13 protein-coding genes are annotated in these 17,937 nt (G+C 67.2%); 5 read left to right on the top strand and 8 right to left on the bottom strand.

Translation table 11 applies throughout. From position 1 onward, the window contains the following. Positions 1–15: 15 nt before the first annotated feature. Genes AC1DHL_RS17780 through AC1DHL_RS17750 form a run of 7 tightly spaced genes read right to left on the bottom strand, consistent with a single transcriptional unit; the run spans position 16 to position 9,051 of the window. Positions 16–1,524, bottom strand: a complete 1,509-nt coding sequence (locus AC1DHL_RS17780) for a circularly permuted type 2 ATP-grasp protein (RefSeq protein ID WP_478162810.1) — start codon at positions 1,522–1,524, stop codon at positions 16–18. A 35-nt stretch (positions 1,525–1,559) separates the two neighbouring features. Then, entirely contained in the window at positions 1,560–3,971 is a 2,412-nt protein-coding gene (locus AC1DHL_RS17775; RefSeq protein WP_478162823.1) for a DNA internalization-related competence protein ComEC/Rec2, read from the bottom strand. A 26-nt stretch (positions 3,972–3,997) separates the two neighbouring features. Further along, positions 3,998–4,705, bottom strand: coding sequence for a GntR family transcriptional regulator (locus tag AC1DHL_RS17770; protein ID WP_478100834.1), 708 nt, complete (start codon positions 4,703–4,705; stop codon positions 3,998–4,000). 59 nt (positions 4,706–4,764) lie between these two features. Then, positions 4,765–5,520, bottom strand: a complete 756-nt coding sequence (locus AC1DHL_RS17765) for an aspartate/glutamate racemase family protein (RefSeq protein ID WP_478162809.1) — start codon at positions 5,518–5,520, stop codon at positions 4,765–4,767. Positions 5,521–5,545: 25 nt separating this feature from the next. Beyond that, positions 5,546–6,973: a dihydropyrimidinase gene (gene hydA / locus AC1DHL_RS17760; protein ID WP_478162808.1), complete on the bottom strand. Its 1,428-nt coding sequence runs from the start codon at positions 6,971–6,973 to the stop codon at positions 5,546–5,548. Between the two features lie 30 nt (positions 6,974–7,003). After that, the gene (locus tag AC1DHL_RS17755) at positions 7,004–7,732 is read right to left on the bottom strand and encodes a maleate cis-trans isomerase family protein (RefSeq protein WP_478162807.1); all 729 of its coding nucleotides are present in this window, start codon (positions 7,730–7,732) and stop codon (positions 7,004–7,006) included. 2 nt (positions 7,733–7,734) lie between these two features. Further along, on the bottom strand, positions 7,735–9,051 hold the full coding sequence (locus tag AC1DHL_RS17750; protein WP_478100826.1) for an MFS transporter: 1,317 nt from the start codon (positions 9,049–9,051) through the stop codon (positions 7,735–7,737). 282 nt (positions 9,052–9,333) lie between these two features. On the opposite strand from AC1DHL_RS17750, the gene AC1DHL_RS17745 reads away from it, so the two are divergent. The 5 genes from AC1DHL_RS17745 (at position 9,334) to AC1DHL_RS17725 (ending at position 17,564) form a co-directional block, all read left to right on the top strand. Next, positions 9,334–12,837, top strand: a complete 3,504-nt coding sequence (locus AC1DHL_RS17745; protein ID WP_478162806.1) for a transglutaminase family protein — start codon at positions 9,334–9,336, stop codon at positions 12,835–12,837. Positions 12,838–12,987: 150 nt separating this feature from the next. Further along, positions 12,988–15,654: a circularly permuted type 2 ATP-grasp protein gene (locus AC1DHL_RS17740; protein WP_478162822.1), complete on the top strand. Its 2,667-nt coding sequence runs from the start codon at positions 12,988–12,990 to the stop codon at positions 15,652–15,654. 2 nt (positions 15,655–15,656) lie between these two features. Next, complete coding sequence (locus AC1DHL_RS17735) at positions 15,657–16,634, top strand: transglutaminase family protein (RefSeq protein ID WP_478162805.1); 978 nt, start codon at positions 15,657–15,659, stop codon at positions 16,632–16,634. Then, the gene (locus tag AC1DHL_RS17730) at positions 16,634–17,092 is read left to right on the top strand and encodes a RidA family protein (RefSeq protein WP_478162804.1); all 459 of its coding nucleotides are present in this window, start codon (positions 16,634–16,636) and stop codon (positions 17,090–17,092) included. Before AC1DHL_RS17735 ends, AC1DHL_RS17730 begins: the two co-directional genes overlap by 1 nt. A gap of 13 nt (positions 17,093–17,105) precedes the next feature. Continuing rightward, complete coding sequence (locus AC1DHL_RS17725) at positions 17,106–17,564, top strand: Lrp/AsnC family transcriptional regulator (protein ID WP_478100818.1); 459 nt, start codon at positions 17,106–17,108, stop codon at positions 17,562–17,564. 116 nt (positions 17,565–17,680) lie between these two features. Here AC1DHL_RS17725 and AC1DHL_RS17720 read toward each other — a convergent pair whose 3' ends face one another. Beyond that, the gene (locus AC1DHL_RS17720; RefSeq protein WP_478162803.1) at positions 17,681–17,887 is read right to left on the bottom strand and encodes a DUF6494 family protein; all 207 of its coding nucleotides are present in this window, start codon (positions 17,885–17,887) and stop codon (positions 17,681–17,683) included. Between the last annotated feature and the right edge of the window lie 50 nt (positions 17,888–17,937).

The raw sequence follows: 17,937 nt of genomic DNA, 5'->3' as shown, positions 1-17,937 counted from the left end.
GAAAGCTCCCGTTGATCAGGACGACTGGGTTTGAGTTTGAGTCTGGGTTTGCGCCGCCGACGGCGCACGGGCGCCGCGGTCCGCCTCGAGGATCCAGGTGTCCTTGGTGCCGCCGCCCTGCGACGAGTTGACGACCAGCGAGCCTTCCTTGAGCGCGACGCGCGTGAGGCCGCCCGGCACCATCTGCACTTCCTTGGCCGACAGCACGAAGGGTCGCAGGTCGATGTGGCGGGGCGCGATGCCCGATTCGACGAAGGTCGGTGAACTCGACAGGCTCAGCGTCGGCTGCGCGATGTAGCCGTCGGGCCTGGCCAGCACGGCCTTCTTGAAATCCTCGATCTCGGCCTGGGTCGCGGCGGGGCCGATGAGCATGCCGTAGCCACCGGCGCCATGCACTTCCTTGACCACCAGGTCCTTCATGTTGGCGAGGGTGTAGTCGAGGTCGTCCTTGTTGCGGCACATGTAGGTCGGCACGTTCTTCAGGATCGGCTTCTCGCCGAGGTAGAACTCGACCATCTTCGGCACGTAAGGGTAGATCGACTTGTCGTCCGCGACGCCGGTGCCCACGGCATTGCAGATGACGACATTGCCCTCGCGGTAGGCGCGCATCAGGCCGGGGCAGCCGAGCGTGGAGGTGGGCCTGAAGACTTCCGGATCGAGGAAGTCGTCGTCCACACGGCGGTAGATCACGTCGACGCGCTTGGGGCCGCGCGTGGTGCGCATGTAGAGGAAGTCGTCCTTGACGAAAAGGTCTTGCCCCTCGACCAGTTCGACGCCCATCTGCTGCGCGAGGAAGGCATGCTCGAAATAGGCGCTGTTGTACATGCCGGGGGTGAGCACCACGACGGTGGGCTCGGCGGTCGCGGGCGGCGCGGAGGCGCGCAGCGTTTCGAGCAGCAGGTCGGGGTAATGCGCCACCGGCGCGATGCGGTTCTGGCTGAACAACTCGGGGAAGAGCCGCATCATCATCTTGCGGTTTTCGAGCATGTAGCTCACGCCGCTGGGGACGCGCAGGTTGTCTTCGAGCACGTAGTACTCGCCATTGCCGCTCGTGTCGGGTGCCCGGACGATGTCGATGCCGGAAATGTGCGAGTAGATGTCGTTGGGCACCTTCACGCCGACCATTTCGGGGCGGTACTGGGCGTTGTTCAGGATCTGCTCGGCCGGGATGACGCCGGCCTTGATGATTTCCTGGCCGTGGTAGACGTCATGGATGAAGCGGTTGAGCGCCGTCACGCGCTGCACCAGGCCCTTTTCCATCGAGGCCCATTCATGGGCCGGGATGATGCGCGGAAGCAGGTCGAAGGGAATCAATCGCTCGGTGCCCGAGCCGTCTTCGTCCTTCGCGCCATAGACCGCGAAAGTGATACCGACCCGGCGGAAAATCATTTCCGCCTCCTCGCGCCGCTGTCGCATCACCTCGGCGGGCTGCTTCGCGAGCCATTGGTCGTATCGCTTGTAGTGGCTCCTGACGGCAGCGCCGTTGTAGGGCAGCTGCTCATACATCTCGTCGAATTTGTGCATGGACGACCAATCTCCTTGACCGTAGCTTAGCAAGTTCAAGGCCAAATATCGGCGGAATATGACGAAACGTCGTGGTGCCAGTACCGCCGCGCGGCTTGCCGCTGACAGTTCACCTCATCCGGCGCAACGCTGGACCACGATGCCGCGCCACAGTGCGGCGTGTCCACCAATGAAACGCCGCGTTCGGCGTAGCGCTGCACCACCTCCGGCGCCGGATGTCCGAAACGGTTGCGCCAGCCGGCCTGGACCAGCGCGATGCGCGGGCGCACCGCATCGAGCAGCAGCGGGCTCGACGAAGTCTTGCTCCCGTGGTGGGGAACGAGCAGCACGTCGGCATCCAGACGGGTGTTGCGCACCACCAGGGCAGTTTCCTGGAGACGCTCGATGTCGCCGGCCAGCAGGGCCGTCGCGCGTCCGTTCGTGATGCGCAGCACGCAGGAGACCGCATTGGGCCGGGTGAAAAAGGTGTACTCGTTCTCGCCGGGATGAAGGATCTCGAAGTCCACGCCGTCCCAGGTCCAGCGCTGGCCCGAGAGGCATCGCCGGGCGGCGCGGAGGTGCTGCAGCGGATGGCCCGCTTCGATCGAACTCAGCAGTTCCGCCTGCGGCTGCGACTCCAGCACCGCGGGCGCGCCGCCGGTGTGGTCGCTGTCGCGGTGGCTCAGGACCACGGTATTCAGGCGCTCGCCCAGGGCCCGCAACAGCGGGACGAGCACCCGGCTGCCTGCGTCGGATTCGAGGCTGTAGCGCGGCCCGGCGTCGTAGAGCAGGCTGTGGCCGGCCGTGCGCACCAGGACGGCGTTGCCCTGCCCGATGTCGGCGGCAAGGAGGTCGAACTCGCCCGACACCGGGCGCGGCGCCTGCCAGAGCAACACCGGCAGAAGCAAGGGCAGGCCGAGCGTGCGCATCGACCACGGCAGGCGCATGACGAGCAAGAGCCCTCCCGCGACGCCGGCCACCGCCATCCAGAGTGGCGGCGCGGGCATCGACACCGTCGCGAACGGCCAGCGCGCGAGCCATTGCAGCAGCACCGACATGGCCTGAACCGCCCAGGCGGCCACGTCCCAGATCGGCGGCAGCACCGTGCCGAGCATCGCCAGAGGCGTGACCACGAGCGTGACCCACGGGATCGCCACGGCATTGGCCGGCAGGCTGACGACGGAAATCTGCTGGAAGAGCAGCAGCGTCAAGGGCGTCAATCCCAGCGTGACGACCCATTGCTCTCGAAGCATTCGAGCCAGCCAGCCCGCGTTGTCGCCACCGCTTCCATCGGCCCCGGCGGCGAACAGTACGCCCACCGCCACGAAACTCAGCCAGAAACCCGCCTGCATCAACGCCCAGGGATCGAGCAGGACCACGACCGCGCAAGCGAACAGCCAAACGCAAGGCCAGGGCCAACGTCGCCCGGACAGGCGCAGCAAGGCGATGGCCGCCAGCATCCATACCGTCCGCTGGGAAGGCAATCCCCATCCGCTGAACACCGCATAGAGGGTCGCGAGCGTCACGCCGCCGATCAGCCCCGCATGCTGCGCCGGCCACCGCAACATCAGGCGGCTGCTGCGCCGCCACAGGCCGCCGACCGCGGCCGTCGCGAGCCAGGCGAACATGGTGATATGAAGCCCCGAGATCGCCACGAGGTGCGCAATGCCGGTCGCGCGGAAGACATCCCAGTCCGCGCGATCGATCGCGTTCTGGTCCCCGGTGACCAGCGCCGCAATCACGCCGGCCGCCTGCCGGTCGGCCACCCGCTCGAGGATCGCATCGCGCACGGATTCGCGCATGCGCTCGATCGGGTGGCGCCACGTCGTCCCGATGCGCTCGGGGCGCGGATCGCGCGGGCCGGTGCGCACATAGCCCGTCGCCTGCACGCCCTGCTCCCACAGGCGGAGTTCGTGGTCGTAGCCGTGTGGATTCAGCTGACCGTGCGGCGCCTTCAGCCGCACCGCCAGACGCCAGCGTTCGCCGGCATGCACCGGACCGGCCGCCGAAGGTGCACCGGTCTCGACAGCATTCTCCGAGGCGCGACCCCAAAGGCCGGTGCCCTCCGAATACCAGCCGAGCGCAATGCGCGGCGGCACGGGCGGTGGTCCATCCTCCGAGGTGGAATCGACCCACCGCGCCGACTCGACTTCCAATGTGAAGCGCACACCGCCCCCGCCGCGCTGGGGCATCTGGGCCACCACGCCCGAAACCAGGACGTCGCGGCCTTCCAGCGCCGCCGGCAGCACGTCTTCCGCATAAGTTGCCGCACGCCAGCCCGTCAGGCCGGCGCCGGCCATCGCTCCGAGCAGCAGCGCTACGGACAGAAATGGAAAGGCGGCCTGAATGCGCCGGCGCCACACCAACCCGCCGACCAGAGAGCCAACCACAAGCCCCGCGTAGACCGTCCAAGGCCATAGCGCCGCCTGCTGCAATTGCAACGCCGCGCCCACCACCGAACCGGCCATCGCGGCAAAGACAATCAACGCCGGGGTCAGCCCAGAATGCTTTCGAGGTCGGCTTCTTCGACGTCGGCGTCGAGCTTCAGGCTCTGTTCGATGTGATCGAGATGCTGAAGCATCAGGGTCTCGGCACGCTTGACGTTGCCGCGCTTGACCGCGTCGACGATCTCTTCATGTTCGTCGGCGCGGCAACTGGTGGCGGTCGGTGCGTCGTACAGGGAGATGATCAGGCATGTCAGCGCCGACAGTTCGCGCATCGTGCGGGCCAGCGCCGAGTTTCCCGCCAGTTCGGCCAGCAGCACATGGAACTCACCCGACAGCCGCACGATGGCGCGCTTGTCGTCGCGCTGCCGCGCCTCGGCTTCGAGTTCGAGATGGCGGCGCAGCCGTTGCTGCTTGACGTCGTCGAGCGTGGCGATGAGCCGGCGCAATACGCCGGGCTCGATCAGCCGGCGTGCTTCGAACACATCCTGCGCCTGCTCGATGGTGGGCTTTGCGACGAAGGCGCCGCGCTGCGGAATGAGTTCGACGATCTGCTCGTGCGCCAGGCGGGCCAGCACCTCGCGCACCTTGGCGCGGTTGGTGCCGAAGATCGTCGCCAGGCGGTCCTCGCCGAGCTTGGTGCCCGGCGCCAGACGGTGTTCGAGAATCGCCGAAGAGATTTTCTCCGCGATCTCATCGGTGCCGTGCTCGCGGGCGGCGGCAGCGTTTTCAATGCGAGCGGAAGCTTTGCTGACCATCGAAATCGATTCTAGCCGTGCCGCTGCGAGCGAAGGCTTGCAGCCACAGGCGCGCGGTTTCATGCGCGACCGGCACCGCCTGCCAACAGGCGCGCCAGGGATTCCGGCAGACCCTGGTTGGGCTTGATCGGCGGCGGCGCGAAACTGCCGCGCCGCGCCGGTGCGGGCGCAAGCGACACCAGCGTCTGCGCGTGGCAGACCGCGCTGGACACACCGTCGACCACGGGCACCGGAATCCGGTCCTTGATGGAACGCGCCAAGCCCGCCAGCGGCGCGCCGGCGATGATGATCACGTCGGCGCCGTCGTCCTCGACGGCCGAAAGGCACAGTGCTTCGAGGCGCTGCTCGTGGTCGTCCTGCACACGTCCGATGTCCTTCAGCGGACCGTCGAGGCTGTGAATGCTCGCCAGGCGGTCGATCAGGCCATTGGCCTGCACGCATTCGCGGTACCAGGCGGTGATGCGGCGCGAGATCGCCACGATCGAAAAACGCTTGCCGAGCAAACAGGCGCTCATGAGCGCCGCCTCGGTCAGGCCGACCACGGGAATGTCGAGCGCCTCGCGCAGCCCATCGATGCCGGGGTCGCCGAATGCGGCCACCACGATGGCGTCGTGCTTGTCGCAATGCTCGGCCGCCAGGGTGGCCGTCGCGTAGGCGCCGATCAGCGACTCGAACCGGGTCTCGATGTAGGCAACGCCGAAGGGCGCGGTCAGGACTTCGATGCGCGTGTCGGGCGCCGCGGCACGCCTGGCTTCGGCCGCGATCAGGTCGGAAACGCTTTGCGAAGTGTTGGGGTTGATCAGCAGCAGGTTCATGGTGTGCTCTCGAAGCGTGCGTTGTTCAGCGGAGGCGGCGGTCCGGCAGCAAGGTCGGCTGCGCACGGCGCAGGAACTGCCCCTTCCCTGCCCGCGGATGGAAGCGCTCGCCGTCCCAGACGACTTCGCCGCGCGCCAGCGTCACCGCCGGCCAGGCCTTGACGTCGATGCCCTCGTAGGGCGTGTAGTCGACCGCATGGTGCAAGTCGGCATTGCGGATCGCACGCGGCGTGGTACCCCAGACCACCAGGTCGGCGTCGGCACCCACGGCGATCGTGCCCTTGCGTGGATGCAGTCCGTAGGCCTTGGCCGGATTGGTGGACGTCAGTTCGACAAAGCGGTTGATGGTGATGCGACCATCGAGCACGCCGTGCGAAAACAGCAGCGGCAGCCGCGTCTCGATGCCCGGAATTCCGTTGGGGATATGACGGAACGCGACCTCCTCGCCGCCGGGTTTCTTGCCTTCGGGCGCGTCGAAGCGGAACGGCGCGTGGTCCGACGAGAAGATCGTGAACAGCCCGTCGGCCAGGCCGTTCCAGATCACCTGCTGGTTGTCGCGGTTGCGCGGCGGCGGGCTGCAGACGCAGCGTGCGCCCTGATAGCTGTCGTCGATGCCGAGATCCTCGGCGGTCAGGAACAAGTACTGCGGACAGGTCTCGGCGAACACGTTCAGTCCGTGCGCGCGCGCCCAGCGGATCTGCTCGACGGCCTCGCGGCCCGAGACGTGGACGATCATGATCGGAACGTCGACCAGCTCTGACAGCGCGATCGCGCGGTGGGTCGCCTCGCGCTCGACCAGCATCGGCCGCGAATGCGCATGGAAGCGCGGCGCCGTCCGGCCGCTCGCCTCGAGGCGCTTGGTCAGCCATTCGATGCAGTCGGCGTTCTCGGCATGGATCATCGCCATCGCACCCTGTTCGCGCGCCACCGACAACACGTCGAGGATCTGGCCGTCGTCGAGCTTCAGGTCGTCGTAGGTCATGTAGATCTTGAAGGAGGTGTAGCCCTCGGCGATCAACTGCGGCAGTTCGTGCTTCAGCACCTCCTCGGTCGGGTCGCTGACGATCAGGTGAAAAGCGTGGTCGACGTGGGCACGGCCTTCGGCGCGATGGTGGTAGTCCTGCACGGCGGCGCGCAGCGACTGCCCCTTGTGCTGAGCGGCGAACGGAATCACCGTCGTGGTGCCGCCGCAAGCCGCGGCCCGGGTGCCGGTGTCGAAGTCGTCGGCCATGCGCACCGGCGGCTCCATCGGCTGGTCGAGATGGCAGTGGGCATCGACACCACCCGGCGTCACGTAGCGGCCGGCGGCGTCGATCTCTTGCCGCCCGGCGGGCAGATCGAGGCCGAGTTGCACGATGCGGCCGTCGCGGATGCCGATGTCCGAATCGAAGGTGTCGCTGGCGGTCGCGACGCGGGCATTGCGCACCACCAGATCAAGTTCGCGAATGGTCATGTTTCTCTCTTGCGGGATTCTGATTCGAGTTCAGGCGTGCGCGTCGAACAACTGGCCCCAGCCCTTGACGCTGCGCAGGTCGACGCCGACGGTCTTCAACGCCTTCCACACCACGGTGGCCACCGAGTCGTAGATCGGGATGCCGAGTTCGCGCTCCATCTCTTCGACCAGCTGCGCACCATGCAGGTTGGTGCACATGATGGTCATGGCGTCGGGCCTCTCCCGGGCCACCTCGCGAAGCATGCGGCGCAGCGTGTCGGGCTCGACTTCGCTGAACGAGAAGTTCACCTTCAGGTCGAGGTGCCGCTCGGCGACGCAGTCAATGCCGATGCCGGCGTAGTTGGCAACGATACGCCGCTGCACGTCCTCGACATAGGGCGAGACCAGGCCCAGCGTGCGCGCGCCCTGGGCCGACAGAAGTTCGTTGAGCGCCAGCACCGAGGTGGTGGCAGGAATGCCTGTCGCCTCGGTGATGCGGGCGCACAGTGCCCGGTCCTTCTCGAAGCCGAGCCAGCTGGCCGAGGTGCCGCTCCAGCAGATCACGTCGACGTTCGCGTCGGCCAGCAACCGTGCGGCTTCGAGGATCTTGCTGTCGTCGAACTGGTTCAGGGACGCATCGCGCATCGAGATTTCGGTGACGGTGAAACGCGAGAAGTGCGCCGAGACACCAGGCACGCTACTGACCATCGCGCTGGTCAGCGGTTCGAGCGCGGTGTTGGACGACGGCGTCAGCACGCCAATGAGTTTGCGCTGAGCCATGATCAGACCGGCAGCTTCTTGCTGTAGTCGATCAACATCGTCGAGCAGACGAACAGTCCGGCACCCGCTGCCGCGAACAGCATCAGCGCCAGGAAGTAGGAGCCTGTGGCTTGCACGATCAGGCCGACCACGATCGGCACGCCGATGCCCGCCACATTGCCGCCCAGGTTCATGGTGCCGCCGAGGAAGCCGACCCGGGCGCGCGTGCCGAGGATCGCCGGCACGCACCAGAACAGGCCGCACCAGCGCAGGAAGAACAGCGTCACCGACAACAGGACGACGACAGCGATCGGGTCGGTGATCTGCGAAACCATGTAGATCGAGGCGGTGGCAATGATCGACGAGAAGCCGAACAGCGTGCGAAGCACCTTCCCTTGCGACGCTCCGCTCGCCTGCCACTTGTCGGCGAGCCACCCGCCGAACATTTCGCCGACGAAGCCCGAGAAGAACATGATGAACACCGCGCCGCCCATCTGCTTGATGTCGAAACCGTGCACCTTCGAGAGGTAGTTCGGCATCCAGGTGAGCAGGCCGTAGAACAGTGCGTTGAAGCACATCCAGCCGAAGAACATGCCCCACACCGAGCGGTAGCGGAAGAAGTCCAGCACGCGGCCGCTCGCATCCTTCGATTCCTTGGCGGCATCGGCGGCATGGCTGGCCTCGATGTAGCTTGCCTCGGCTTCATTGACGCCAGGATGCTGCCGCGGATGGTTGCGGATGTAGCTCCAGGCGAAGAAGCCGGCAAGCACGGTGCCGATGCCGGCAATGACGAACGAGAGGCGCCAGGATCCGAGCAGGCCGATCAAGGCCGAGATGAGGATCGCGCCCAGCGCGGCGCCAAGCGGTGCGCCGCCATCGAGCAAGGTCGCGCCGCGGCCCCGCTCGGTCTGGGTCATCCAGATGCCATTGAGCTTGCCGCCAGCCGGGTAGATCGGCGCTTCAGCGGCTCCGAGGCCCAGCCGCGTCAGCAGCAGCGGGACCCAGCCGGTGCAAACAGCGGCGATCGCCTGGAAAAAGCCCCAGCCCAGGGTGGCGCCGGCAATCACCACGCGCGGGCCGTAGCGGTCGGCCAGCATGCCGCCCGGAATCTGCATCAAGGCATAGGTCCAGAAGAAGGAGCTGAGCAGCAGGCCCTGCACCGCCGGGCCGATGTCGAACTCCTTGGCGATCAGCGGCATGGCCACCGACAGCGAAGCCCGATCGATGTAGTTGATCGAGATCAGGAACAACATCATCAGGAAGATCTTCCAGCGCACCTTGGAGGGCTGGAGGGCTGGATTGGCGAGCGCCGTTTGCGGCAGAGCCGTCGTGGATTGCATCTGTTGTCTCCTTGGTTGCATATCGCCCTCGGACCCTCGCAAGCCCCGAGCGGAAGCTGATGAGGCGAAATTTAGGCTCTGACGACACAACTGTCAACGTCGTTGTTGACAATAACGCCAACACTATCGAAAACACCTATGTCGAAGCAATGATGCGGGGCGACACCCTCCCGGCACCGGCGGACCCGGCAAACCCCTGGCACGCCTTTATGGCGCGCTAATTGCTTCCGGTGTGGGCTAGTATGCGAGCCACCCGAGGCACGCTCGACGCACGGAAAAAGAATGTCCATTCACGCCGCACTTCACCACGTCACTCACTACAAGTACGACCGTCCAGTGCAGCTAGGGCCTCAGGTGATCCGCCTGCGCCCGGCACCGCACTGCCGAAGCAACGTCATTTCGTATTCGCTGCGGGTCGAACCCGAGCAGCACTTCATCAACTGGCAGCAGGACCCGTTCGCGAACTACCTCGCGCGGCTCGTGTTTCCCGAGAAGACACGCGAATTCAAGGTCACGGTCGATCTCGTGGTCGAGATGGCGGTCTATAACCCCTTCGACTTCTTCCTCGAACCGCAGGCCGAGAACTTCCCTTTCAAGTACACCGAAGCACAGGCGCAGGAATTGGCGCCCTACCTCGTCGCCGACGAGGCCACGCCGCTGGTGCAGGCCTACCTCGACAAGATCGATCGCAAGACGCAGCGCACCATCGATTTCCTGGTGGGGATCAACCAGCAGGTGCAGAAGGACGTCAACTACCTGATCCGCATGGAGCCCGGCGTGCAGACGCCGGAAGAGACACTCACCAACGGCTCCGGCTCGTGCCGTGACTCGGGCTGGCTGCTGGTGCAGTTGCTGCGCCATTGCGGGCTGGCTGCGCGCTTCGTGTCGGGCTATCTCATCCAGCTCACGCCGGACGTGAAAGCGCTCGACGGTCCGAGCGGCACGACCGTTGACTTCACCGACCTGCACGCATGGTGCGAGGTCTACCTCCCCGGCGCCGGCTGGATCGGGCTGGACGCCACGTCGGGCCTGCTGGCCGGCGAAGGCCATATTCCGCTCGCCTGTACACCGACGCCGTCGAGCGCCGCACCGATCGAAGGCGTGGTGGATGACGCCGAGGTCGAGTTCGGCCACGAGATGAACGTCACGCGCATTCACGAATCGCCGCGCGTGACCAAGCCCTACACCGAAGAGCAATGGGCCGAGGTGGTCGCGCTCGGCGAGGCGGTCGACAAGCGCCTGAAAGCCGGCGACGTGCGCCTCACCATGGGCGGCGAACCGACCTACGTCGCCACGACCGACCGCGATGCGCCCGAATGGAACACCGACGCGCTCGGCCCCACGAAGCGCTTCTACGCCACCGAACTCGTGCACAAGCTGCGCGCGGAATACGGCAAGGGCGGCTTCCTGCACTTCGGGCAGGGCAAGTGGTATCCGGGCGAGCAGTTGCCGCGCTGGGCGCTGTCGATCTTCTGGCGCGCCGACGGCGAGACGCTATGGCACAACCCCGAACTCTTCGCCGATGAACGCACCCCCACGCACTACACGAGCGAAGACGCGCGCCGCTTCACTACCGTGCTCGCGCACCGCCTCGGCCTGACCGAGCGCTACATCCAGCCCGGCTACGAGGACGTCTACTACTACCTCTGGCGCGAACGCCGGCTGCCGGTCAATGTCGATCCTTTCGACTCGAAACTCGACGACGAGATGGAACGCGTGCGCCTGCGCCGCGTGTTCACCCAGAAGCTCGATGCCGTGATCGGCTACATGCTGCCCATCGAGGCCTCGAACGCCGACGCCGATGCGCCCGCACTGGCTGGCCCGGGATGGAAGACCGGCCCCTGGTTCCTGCGCGATGACCGCATGTACCTGATCCCCGGCGATTCGCCGATGGGTTATCGCCTCCCGCTCGACTCCCAGCCCTGGGCCAGCAAGGGCGACTACCCCTACCTCGTCGAGCGCGATCCGACCGCGCCGCGCGGCAGCCTGCCCACCGCCGCTGATTACCGCGCGCGCTATGCGAGCGCACCCGCGGGGCCGGACGCAGACCGCGGCGCCGTGCCCTACGCCTTCGGCAATCCTCAGGCCACGCCCGCCACGGTGCGCATGCAGACGCCGGGCGGTGAAGGCGGCGATGGCGGTGAACACGCCGACGCGACGCAGGATCCCACCATTGCACGTCATCCGCGGCGCGGCGAATCGGCCCATTGGGTCACGCGCACCGCGCTGTGCGTCGAAGTGCGCGACCCGCGCCGCGCCAACGGACCGGCGGCCGAGAAGGTCGGCGACAGCTCGGGCGTGCTCTATGTCTTCATGCCGCCGCTCGCGCGCCTGGAGGACTATCTCGACCTCGTCGCAGCCGTCGAAGCCACGGCCCAACAGCTCGACCTGAAGATCGTGATGGAAGGCTACCCGCCGCCGCGCGACCCGCGACTGAAGATGCTGCAAGTCACGCCGGACCCGGGCGTGATCGAAGTCAACATCCATCCGGCGCACAGCTGGAGCGAACTGGTCGACCACACGGAGTTCCTCTACAACGCGGCCTTCGAGACGCGCCTGTCGGCCGAGAAGTTCATGACCGACGGCCGCCACACCGGCACCGGCGGCGGCAACCACTTCGTGATGGGCGGCGCCGTGCCGACCGACAGCCCCTTCCTGCGCCGGCCCGAGCTGCTCGCGAGCCTGCTGCTCTACTGGCACAACCATCCGTCGCTGAGCTACCTGTTCTCGGGCATGTTCATCGGTCCGACCAGCCAGGCGCCGCGCGTCGACGAGGCGCGCAACGACCAGGTCTACGAGCTCGAGATCGCGCTGAAGGAAATCGCGCGCAACCGCGAGATCTACGGGCAGAACATGCCCGCCTGGCTCGTTGACCGCACGCTGCGCAACATCCTCGTGGACGTCACCGGCAACACGCACCGCAGCGAGTTCTGCATCGACAAGCTCTACTCGCCGGACTCCAGCACCGGCCGGCTGGGCCTGCTCGAACTGCGCGCCTTCGAGATGCCGCCGCATGCGCGCATGAGCATCGCGCAGCAACTGCTGCTGCGCGCGTTCATCGCCCGCTTCTGGGACGCGCCCTACGCTGCGCCGGCCACCCGCTGGGGCACCGAGTTGCACGACCGCTTCCTGCTGCCGACCTTCGTGAAGATGGACTTCGACGACGTCATCAGCGAAATGCGGCAGGCGGGCTTTGCCTTCGACCCCAACTGGTTCGCGCCGCATTTCGAGTTCCGCTTCCCGCTGGTCGGCCAGGTGCAGGCCATGGGCATCGAGTTGTCATTGCGCAATGCGCTGGAGCCATGGCACGTGATGGGCGAGGAAGGCTCGGCGGGCGGCACCGTGCGCTATGTCGACTCGTCGCTCGAACGCATCGAGGTGCGCGTCACCGGGCTCAACGAGAGCCGGCATGTCGTCACCGTCAACGGCAAGGTGCTGCCGCTGCAACCCACCGGTACCACGGGCGAGTTCGTTGCCGGCGTGCGCTACAAGGCGTGGAATCCGCCCTCGGCGCTGCATCCGAGCATCGGCGCCCATGCCCCGCTGACCTTCGACCTGGTCGACACCTGGATGAAGCGTTCGCTGGGCGGCTGCCAGTATTTCGTGGCGCACCCGGGCGGGCGCAACTACGACACCTTCCCCGTCAACGCCTACGAAGCCGAGAGCCGACGCCACTCGCGCTTCTCGCGCATGGGCCACACACCCGGATTGCTCACCACCCCGCCAGCAACCATCGAATTCGCAGGCAGCCGCGAGTTCCCCTTCACGCTGGACCTGCGGCGCTAAGCCCAGGAATACCGCGGAACCGGCTCCGCCGGGCCGCCGGTATTGCCCCCGGCAGGGGGTGGGCGCCCGACACGAAGTGCGGGCAACCTGGGGGCGAGTGACAATCACACCGTGGACCCACTGAACGAATCCCTCTTCGACGCGCAAGCGATGGAGGCGCCTGCCGACCTGGCCTCGGCGCTCGCTCCCCCGGCCTTGCCGGGCCATTTCGACGAGTTGCGCGGTGTTGCCTCGCCGCAGAGCGCTTCGCGCCTCGGCGCGTCGTCGCAGCCCGCACCGCTTCACGATGCCGCATCTGTTCCACCCGCTGCACGCGTCGCCGAACAGGACGACGGCGCGCCCCGCGAGCAAGCACCCCTGGCCCCGGGCTGGACCGATTTCTTCGAGCATCTCGGCCCTGGCGGCTTCGACGACCTGCCGCGGCGCGCCATCAGCCTGGAGCGGCAGATCCGCGACAACGGCGTCACCTACAACGTCTATGCCGATACCGACGGCCCTCAGAGGCCCTGGTCGCTCGACCTGTTCCCGCTGATCGTCTCGCCCGAAAGCTGGGCGCAGATCGAGGCCGGGGTGCAGCAGCGCGTGCGCGTGCTCGATCGCGTGATGGCCGATGTCTACGGGCCTCAGCAACTGCTGGCCGAAGGCCTGCTGCCGCCCGCACTGGTGCAGGGGCATCCCGGCTATCTGCGCGCGATGCACGGCGTCAAGCCGCCCGGCGACACCTGGCTGCACATCACCGGCTTCGACCTGGCGCGCGGACCCGACGGCAACTGGTGGGTGGTCTCGCAGCGCACGCAGGCGCCTTCGGGCCTCGGTTACTTGCTCGAAAACCGCCTCGCGATCACGCGCCAGTTTCCGCAGGCTTTCGAGAGCCTGCAGGTGCAGCGCCTCGCCGCAACCTACAACGCGATGATGGAAGGCTTGCAAGGCATGTGCCCCGCCGGGCAGCCGCCGCACATCGCGCTGCTGACGCCCGGGCCCTACAACGAAACCTATTTCGAGCACGCCTACCTGTCGCGCTACCTCGGCGTCACGCTGGTCGAAGGCAATGACCTGACGGTGCGCGACCAGCGGCTCTACCTCAAGACGCTGCAGGGCCTGCGGCCGGTGCACGGGCTCATCAAGCGGCTCGACGACCAGTTTCTCGATCCGCTGGAATTGCGACCCGATTCGACGCTCGGCGTGCCGGGCTTGCTGCAGGCGATCCGCGCCGGCAACGTGCTGGTCGCCAACATGCCCGGGTCGGCTTTTCTGGAATCGCCGGCGCTGCTCGGCTTCCTGCCCGCTCTCGCGCGCCGCCTCATCGGCGAAAAGCTGCAACTCCCCGCGCTGCCTACCTGGTGGTGCGGCGAGCGCGCCGCCATGGAAGCGGTGTTGCCGCAACTGGCCGACTGCGCAATCAAGTCCACCTATACCGGCGAAGACTCGCACGCCAGCTTCGATGCAGTGCTCGGACGCCACATGGGGCGCCGCGACCTCGACGAATGGGCGGGCCGCATCGTGCGCCAGGGCGATGAGCACACGGTGCAGAGCTACCTCCCGCTCTCGCAGATGCCGACTTGGACGCAGGACCTCGGTCGCGGCCACATCGCACCACGCTCGGTCCTGCTGCGCGTCTTCGCGATCAGCGACGGGCCGCGCTCCTGGCGCGTGCTGCCCGGCGGCCTCGCCCGCCTGGCGGGGCGCGATGCGCAGATCGCCTCGATGCAGCGCGGCGGCAGCAGCGCCGACGTGTGGGTGCAGACGCCGGGCGAAGTCGATCGGACCACCCGGCTGCACCCCCACGCCACACCGGCCTCGCTGGCGCGGCACCGCGCGCCGGTCACCAGCCGCGCGGCGGAAAACATGTTCTGGCTGGGCCGCTACACCGAGCGCGCCGAAAACGCGGTGCGGCTCGCGCGCGTCACGCTCGATCTGCTCGGCGGCGAGGACGCATCCGCCCACGCGTTGCTGGTCTGGCTGCACCAACTGGCGCTGCGCAATTCGCTGGTGCCGCGCGAAGTGCCGAGCCTGCCCAAGTCGCGCCGCGTGTTCGAACGTGCACTCATCGCGGAACTGGGCGACGTCGATCAAGGCGGCAGCGTGGGCTACAGCCTGCGCTGCATCCGCCAGTCCGCCGCCGCGGTGCGCGAACGGCTGTCGCAGGACCACTGGAACCAGATCGTGCGCGCAGAGACCGACTTCCTCCGCCGCAGCGCCGAGCAAGCCGGCGAAAAAGGCGAAGCCGGCTACGAGACCAGCGCCGCGCTGCGCCTGCTCGAATCGGCAAGCAGCGCACTGTCCGCCATGACCGGCGCCCAGACCGACCGCATGACGCGCGACGATGCGTGGCGCCTGCTGTCCATCGGGCGGCACATCGAGCGGCTGGCCTTCCTTTGCAGCGCGCTCACGGCCGGCTTCGAGCACGGCTCGGTGCATGAGGTGAGCGGCTTCGAGGCCATGGTGGCGCTGTTCGACAGCACGATCACCTTCCACGCCCGCTACCAGCAGCGCCGCGACGTGGCGACGCTGGTCGACCTGCTGGTGCTCGACGGCGACAACCCGCGCTCGCTGTGCTGGGTCGCGCAAACACTGCGCAAGCGCATCGCCAAGCTGGCGGGCAGCGCGCCCGACAGGCTCACCGCCCTGTCGTACGAGCTGCCCGATCCCGACGAGTGGACGCTGGAACGGCTGTGCGAGGCCGGCCCCGATGCGCAGTATCCTGCGCTGGTCCACCTGTTCACCGCGTGCGAGACGGCCGCGTACCACGTGTCGGACGGGATCGGCACGCGTTACTTCACGCTCACGTCCGAATCACTCAGGTCGGTGGGAGCCTGACCATGCTGCTGCACGTTACGCATTCGACGCGCTACGACTACACCCCGCCGGTGGAGACGGCGCAGCACCTCGCGCACCTGAAGCCCATGAGCACGGCATCGCAGCGGCTGGTGAGCCACGCGCTGACCATCAGCCCGACGCCTGCGCAAAGCAGCGAGTCGCCCGATGTCTACGGCAACACGCGCGCCTTCTTCGCACTCGAATCCACGCACGAGGAACTCGTCGTCACGGCCGAGAGCGTGGTCGAGACTTCGGAGCCGCTGCTGTCGCCCGCCGTGGCGCGCGACCTGCCATGGGAAGAAGTGCGCGAGCGCTTCCGCTACGTGAAGGATTCGAGCTACGACCCCGCGGCGGAATTCGTCTTCCCCTCGCGCTACGTGCCGCGCCATGACGACTTTGCCGCCTACGCGCGCGCCAGCTTCGCGGCCGGCCGTCCGGCCTTCGACGCCGCGATGGACCTGACGATGCGCATGTTCCGCGACTTCACCTACGACGCCGACAGCACCGAGATCAGCACGCCGGCCATCGAGGCGCTCGCGCAGCGCAAGGGCGTGTGCCAGGACTTCGCGCACATCATGATCGCCTGCCTGCGCACCATGGGCTTGCCCGCGCGCTACGTGAGCGGCTATCTGCTCACCCAGCCGCCGCCCGGCGAGCCCCGCCTGGTCGGCGCCGACGCGTCGCACGCCTGGGTGTCGGTCTATTTGCCCGGCGAAGATGGGCCTGGCGATTGGGCCGACTTCGATCCGACCAACGGCCGCCAGCCCGGCGAAGACTACGTGACGCTGGCCATCGGCCGCGACTACTCCGACGTGTCGCCGATGCGTGGCGTGCTGCACGGCGGCGCGCGGCATACCCTGCACGTCGGCGTCACGGTGCTGCCGCTGGAGGAGCGCCGGGACGAAGCGGTGCAGGTCGCGCAGACGCAAACACAAACACAAACACAATCGCAATCGCAATCCCAGAACCAGGAGCCCTGATGAGCATCTACGACAAACTCTCCACCCTCGGCATCACCCTGCCGCCCGTCTCGGTCCCGGCCGCGGCCTACGTGCCTTTCGTGCAGACCGGCAAGCTGGTCTTCCTCTCGGGCCACATCGCGCGGAAGGACGGCAAGCCGTGGGTCGGCCAGCTCGGCGCCACGATGACGACGGACGAAGGCAAGCAGGCCGCTCGCGCCATCGCGATCGACCTCCTCGGCACGCTGCATGCCGCGGTGGGCGATCTCAACAAGATCAAGCGCATCGTCAAGGTCATGAGCCTGGTCAACTCGGTCGGCACCTACACCGAGCAGCACCTCGTGACCAATGGCGCCAGCGAATTGCTCGCCGAAGTCTTCGGCAGCGAAAAAGGTGCCCACGCCCGCAGCGCCTTCGGCGTCGCGCAGGTCCCGATGGGCGCCTGCGTCGAGATCGAGCTGATCGCCGAAGTGGACTGAAGCTGCATCCGTCTTGGACGACACCGACCGCCATCTGCTGAGCCTGCTCCAGGCCAACGCACGCGAGCCGGCGGCGACGCTGGCGCGCAAGCTCAAGTTGGCACGCACCACGGTCGTAGCCCGTATTGCGCGGCTCGAGCGCGAAGGCGTGATCTCAGGCTACGGTGTGCGACTCGGCCAGCGGCTCGAACAGGCGGCGGTGCGCGCCTATTGCGGCCTCGTCGTTGCACCGAAGACTGGCGCCGCCGTCGTCCGCGCGCTCGAACGCCTGCCCGAAGTCGAGGAGCTTTCAGCCGTCAGTGGCCCGTACGACTACATGGTGTTCCTGCGCTGCGAGAGCAACGAGCAGCTCGACGCGCTGCTCGACCGCATTGGCCTGATCGAAGGCATCCAGCACACGCACACCTCGGTGGTCCTCAGCCGCAAGATCGACCGCCGCAGCGCCGTGGCGCCACCGCCTCAGGCAGCCTGACGGGGCGGCTCAGCCCACTCCAGAAACCCCGCGGAACCGGCTTCGCCTGGCCGCCAGGGTTGCCCCCGGTGAGGGGGTGCCCGAGCCACACGAAGTGGGCGAGGCTGGGGGAGATCTCAGTCCAGCCGAATCTCGCCGTCGAACCCGATCTTCAGCTGGAGGCCCGGGATCTCCAAAGTCATCCTGACCGGCAAGGCGGCGTTGCCGGCGACCGCCCCTGCCGCAAGCGCCTTCGCCACGGCCTGTTCGATCTCGCGCTGTGAGCTGACGCCGACCATCTTGAGAAACTTGCGGATGCTGAGATTGAAGGTCTCTTCATTCATGGCGATCTCCCGGATGAGGCGCTTCGGCGAAGCCGGCCAAGGTTGATTTT

It is taken from the genome of Variovorax sp. 10L426 (assembly GCF_056395305.1).
Note: the sequence above shows the minus strand (reverse complement) of the source record. Positions and strands in the feature narration are given on the sequence as shown.

Coding starts and splice junctions, on each gene's coding strand:
- AC1DHL_RS17780 (WP_478162810.1), bottom strand. CDS start 1,524: ATGCACAAATTCGACGAGATGTATGAGCAGCTGCCCTACAACGGCGCT.
- AC1DHL_RS17775 (WP_478162823.1), bottom strand. CDS start 3,971: ATGGCCGGTTCGGTGGTGGGCGCGGCGTTGCAATTGCAGCAGGCGGCG.
- AC1DHL_RS17770 (WP_478100834.1), bottom strand. CDS start 4,705: ATGGTCAGCAAAGCTTCCGCTCGCATTGAAAACGCTGCCGCCGCCCGC.
- AC1DHL_RS17765 (WP_478162809.1), bottom strand. CDS start 5,520: ATGAACCTGCTGCTGATCAACCCCAACACTTCGCAAAGCGTTTCCGAC.
- hydA (WP_478162808.1), bottom strand. CDS start 6,973: ATGACCATTCGCGAACTTGATCTGGTGGTGCGCAATGCCCGCGTCGCG.
- AC1DHL_RS17755 (WP_478162807.1), bottom strand. CDS start 7,732: ATGGCTCAGCGCAAACTCATTGGCGTGCTGACGCCGTCGTCCAACACC.
- AC1DHL_RS17750 (WP_478100826.1), bottom strand. CDS start 9,051: ATGCAATCCACGACGGCTCTGCCGCAAACGGCGCTCGCCAATCCAGCC.
- AC1DHL_RS17745 (WP_478162806.1), top strand. CDS start 9,334: ATGTCCATTCACGCCGCACTTCACCACGTCACTCACTACAAGTACGAC.
- AC1DHL_RS17740 (WP_478162822.1), top strand. CDS start 12,988: ATGGAGGCGCCTGCCGACCTGGCCTCGGCGCTCGCTCCCCCGGCCTTG.
- AC1DHL_RS17735 (WP_478162805.1), top strand. CDS start 15,657: ATGCTGCTGCACGTTACGCATTCGACGCGCTACGACTACACCCCGCCG.
- AC1DHL_RS17730 (WP_478162804.1), top strand. CDS start 16,634: ATGAGCATCTACGACAAACTCTCCACCCTCGGCATCACCCTGCCGCCC.
- AC1DHL_RS17720 (WP_478162803.1), bottom strand. CDS start 17,887: ATGAATGAAGAGACCTTCAATCTCAGCATCCGCAAGTTTCTCAAGATG.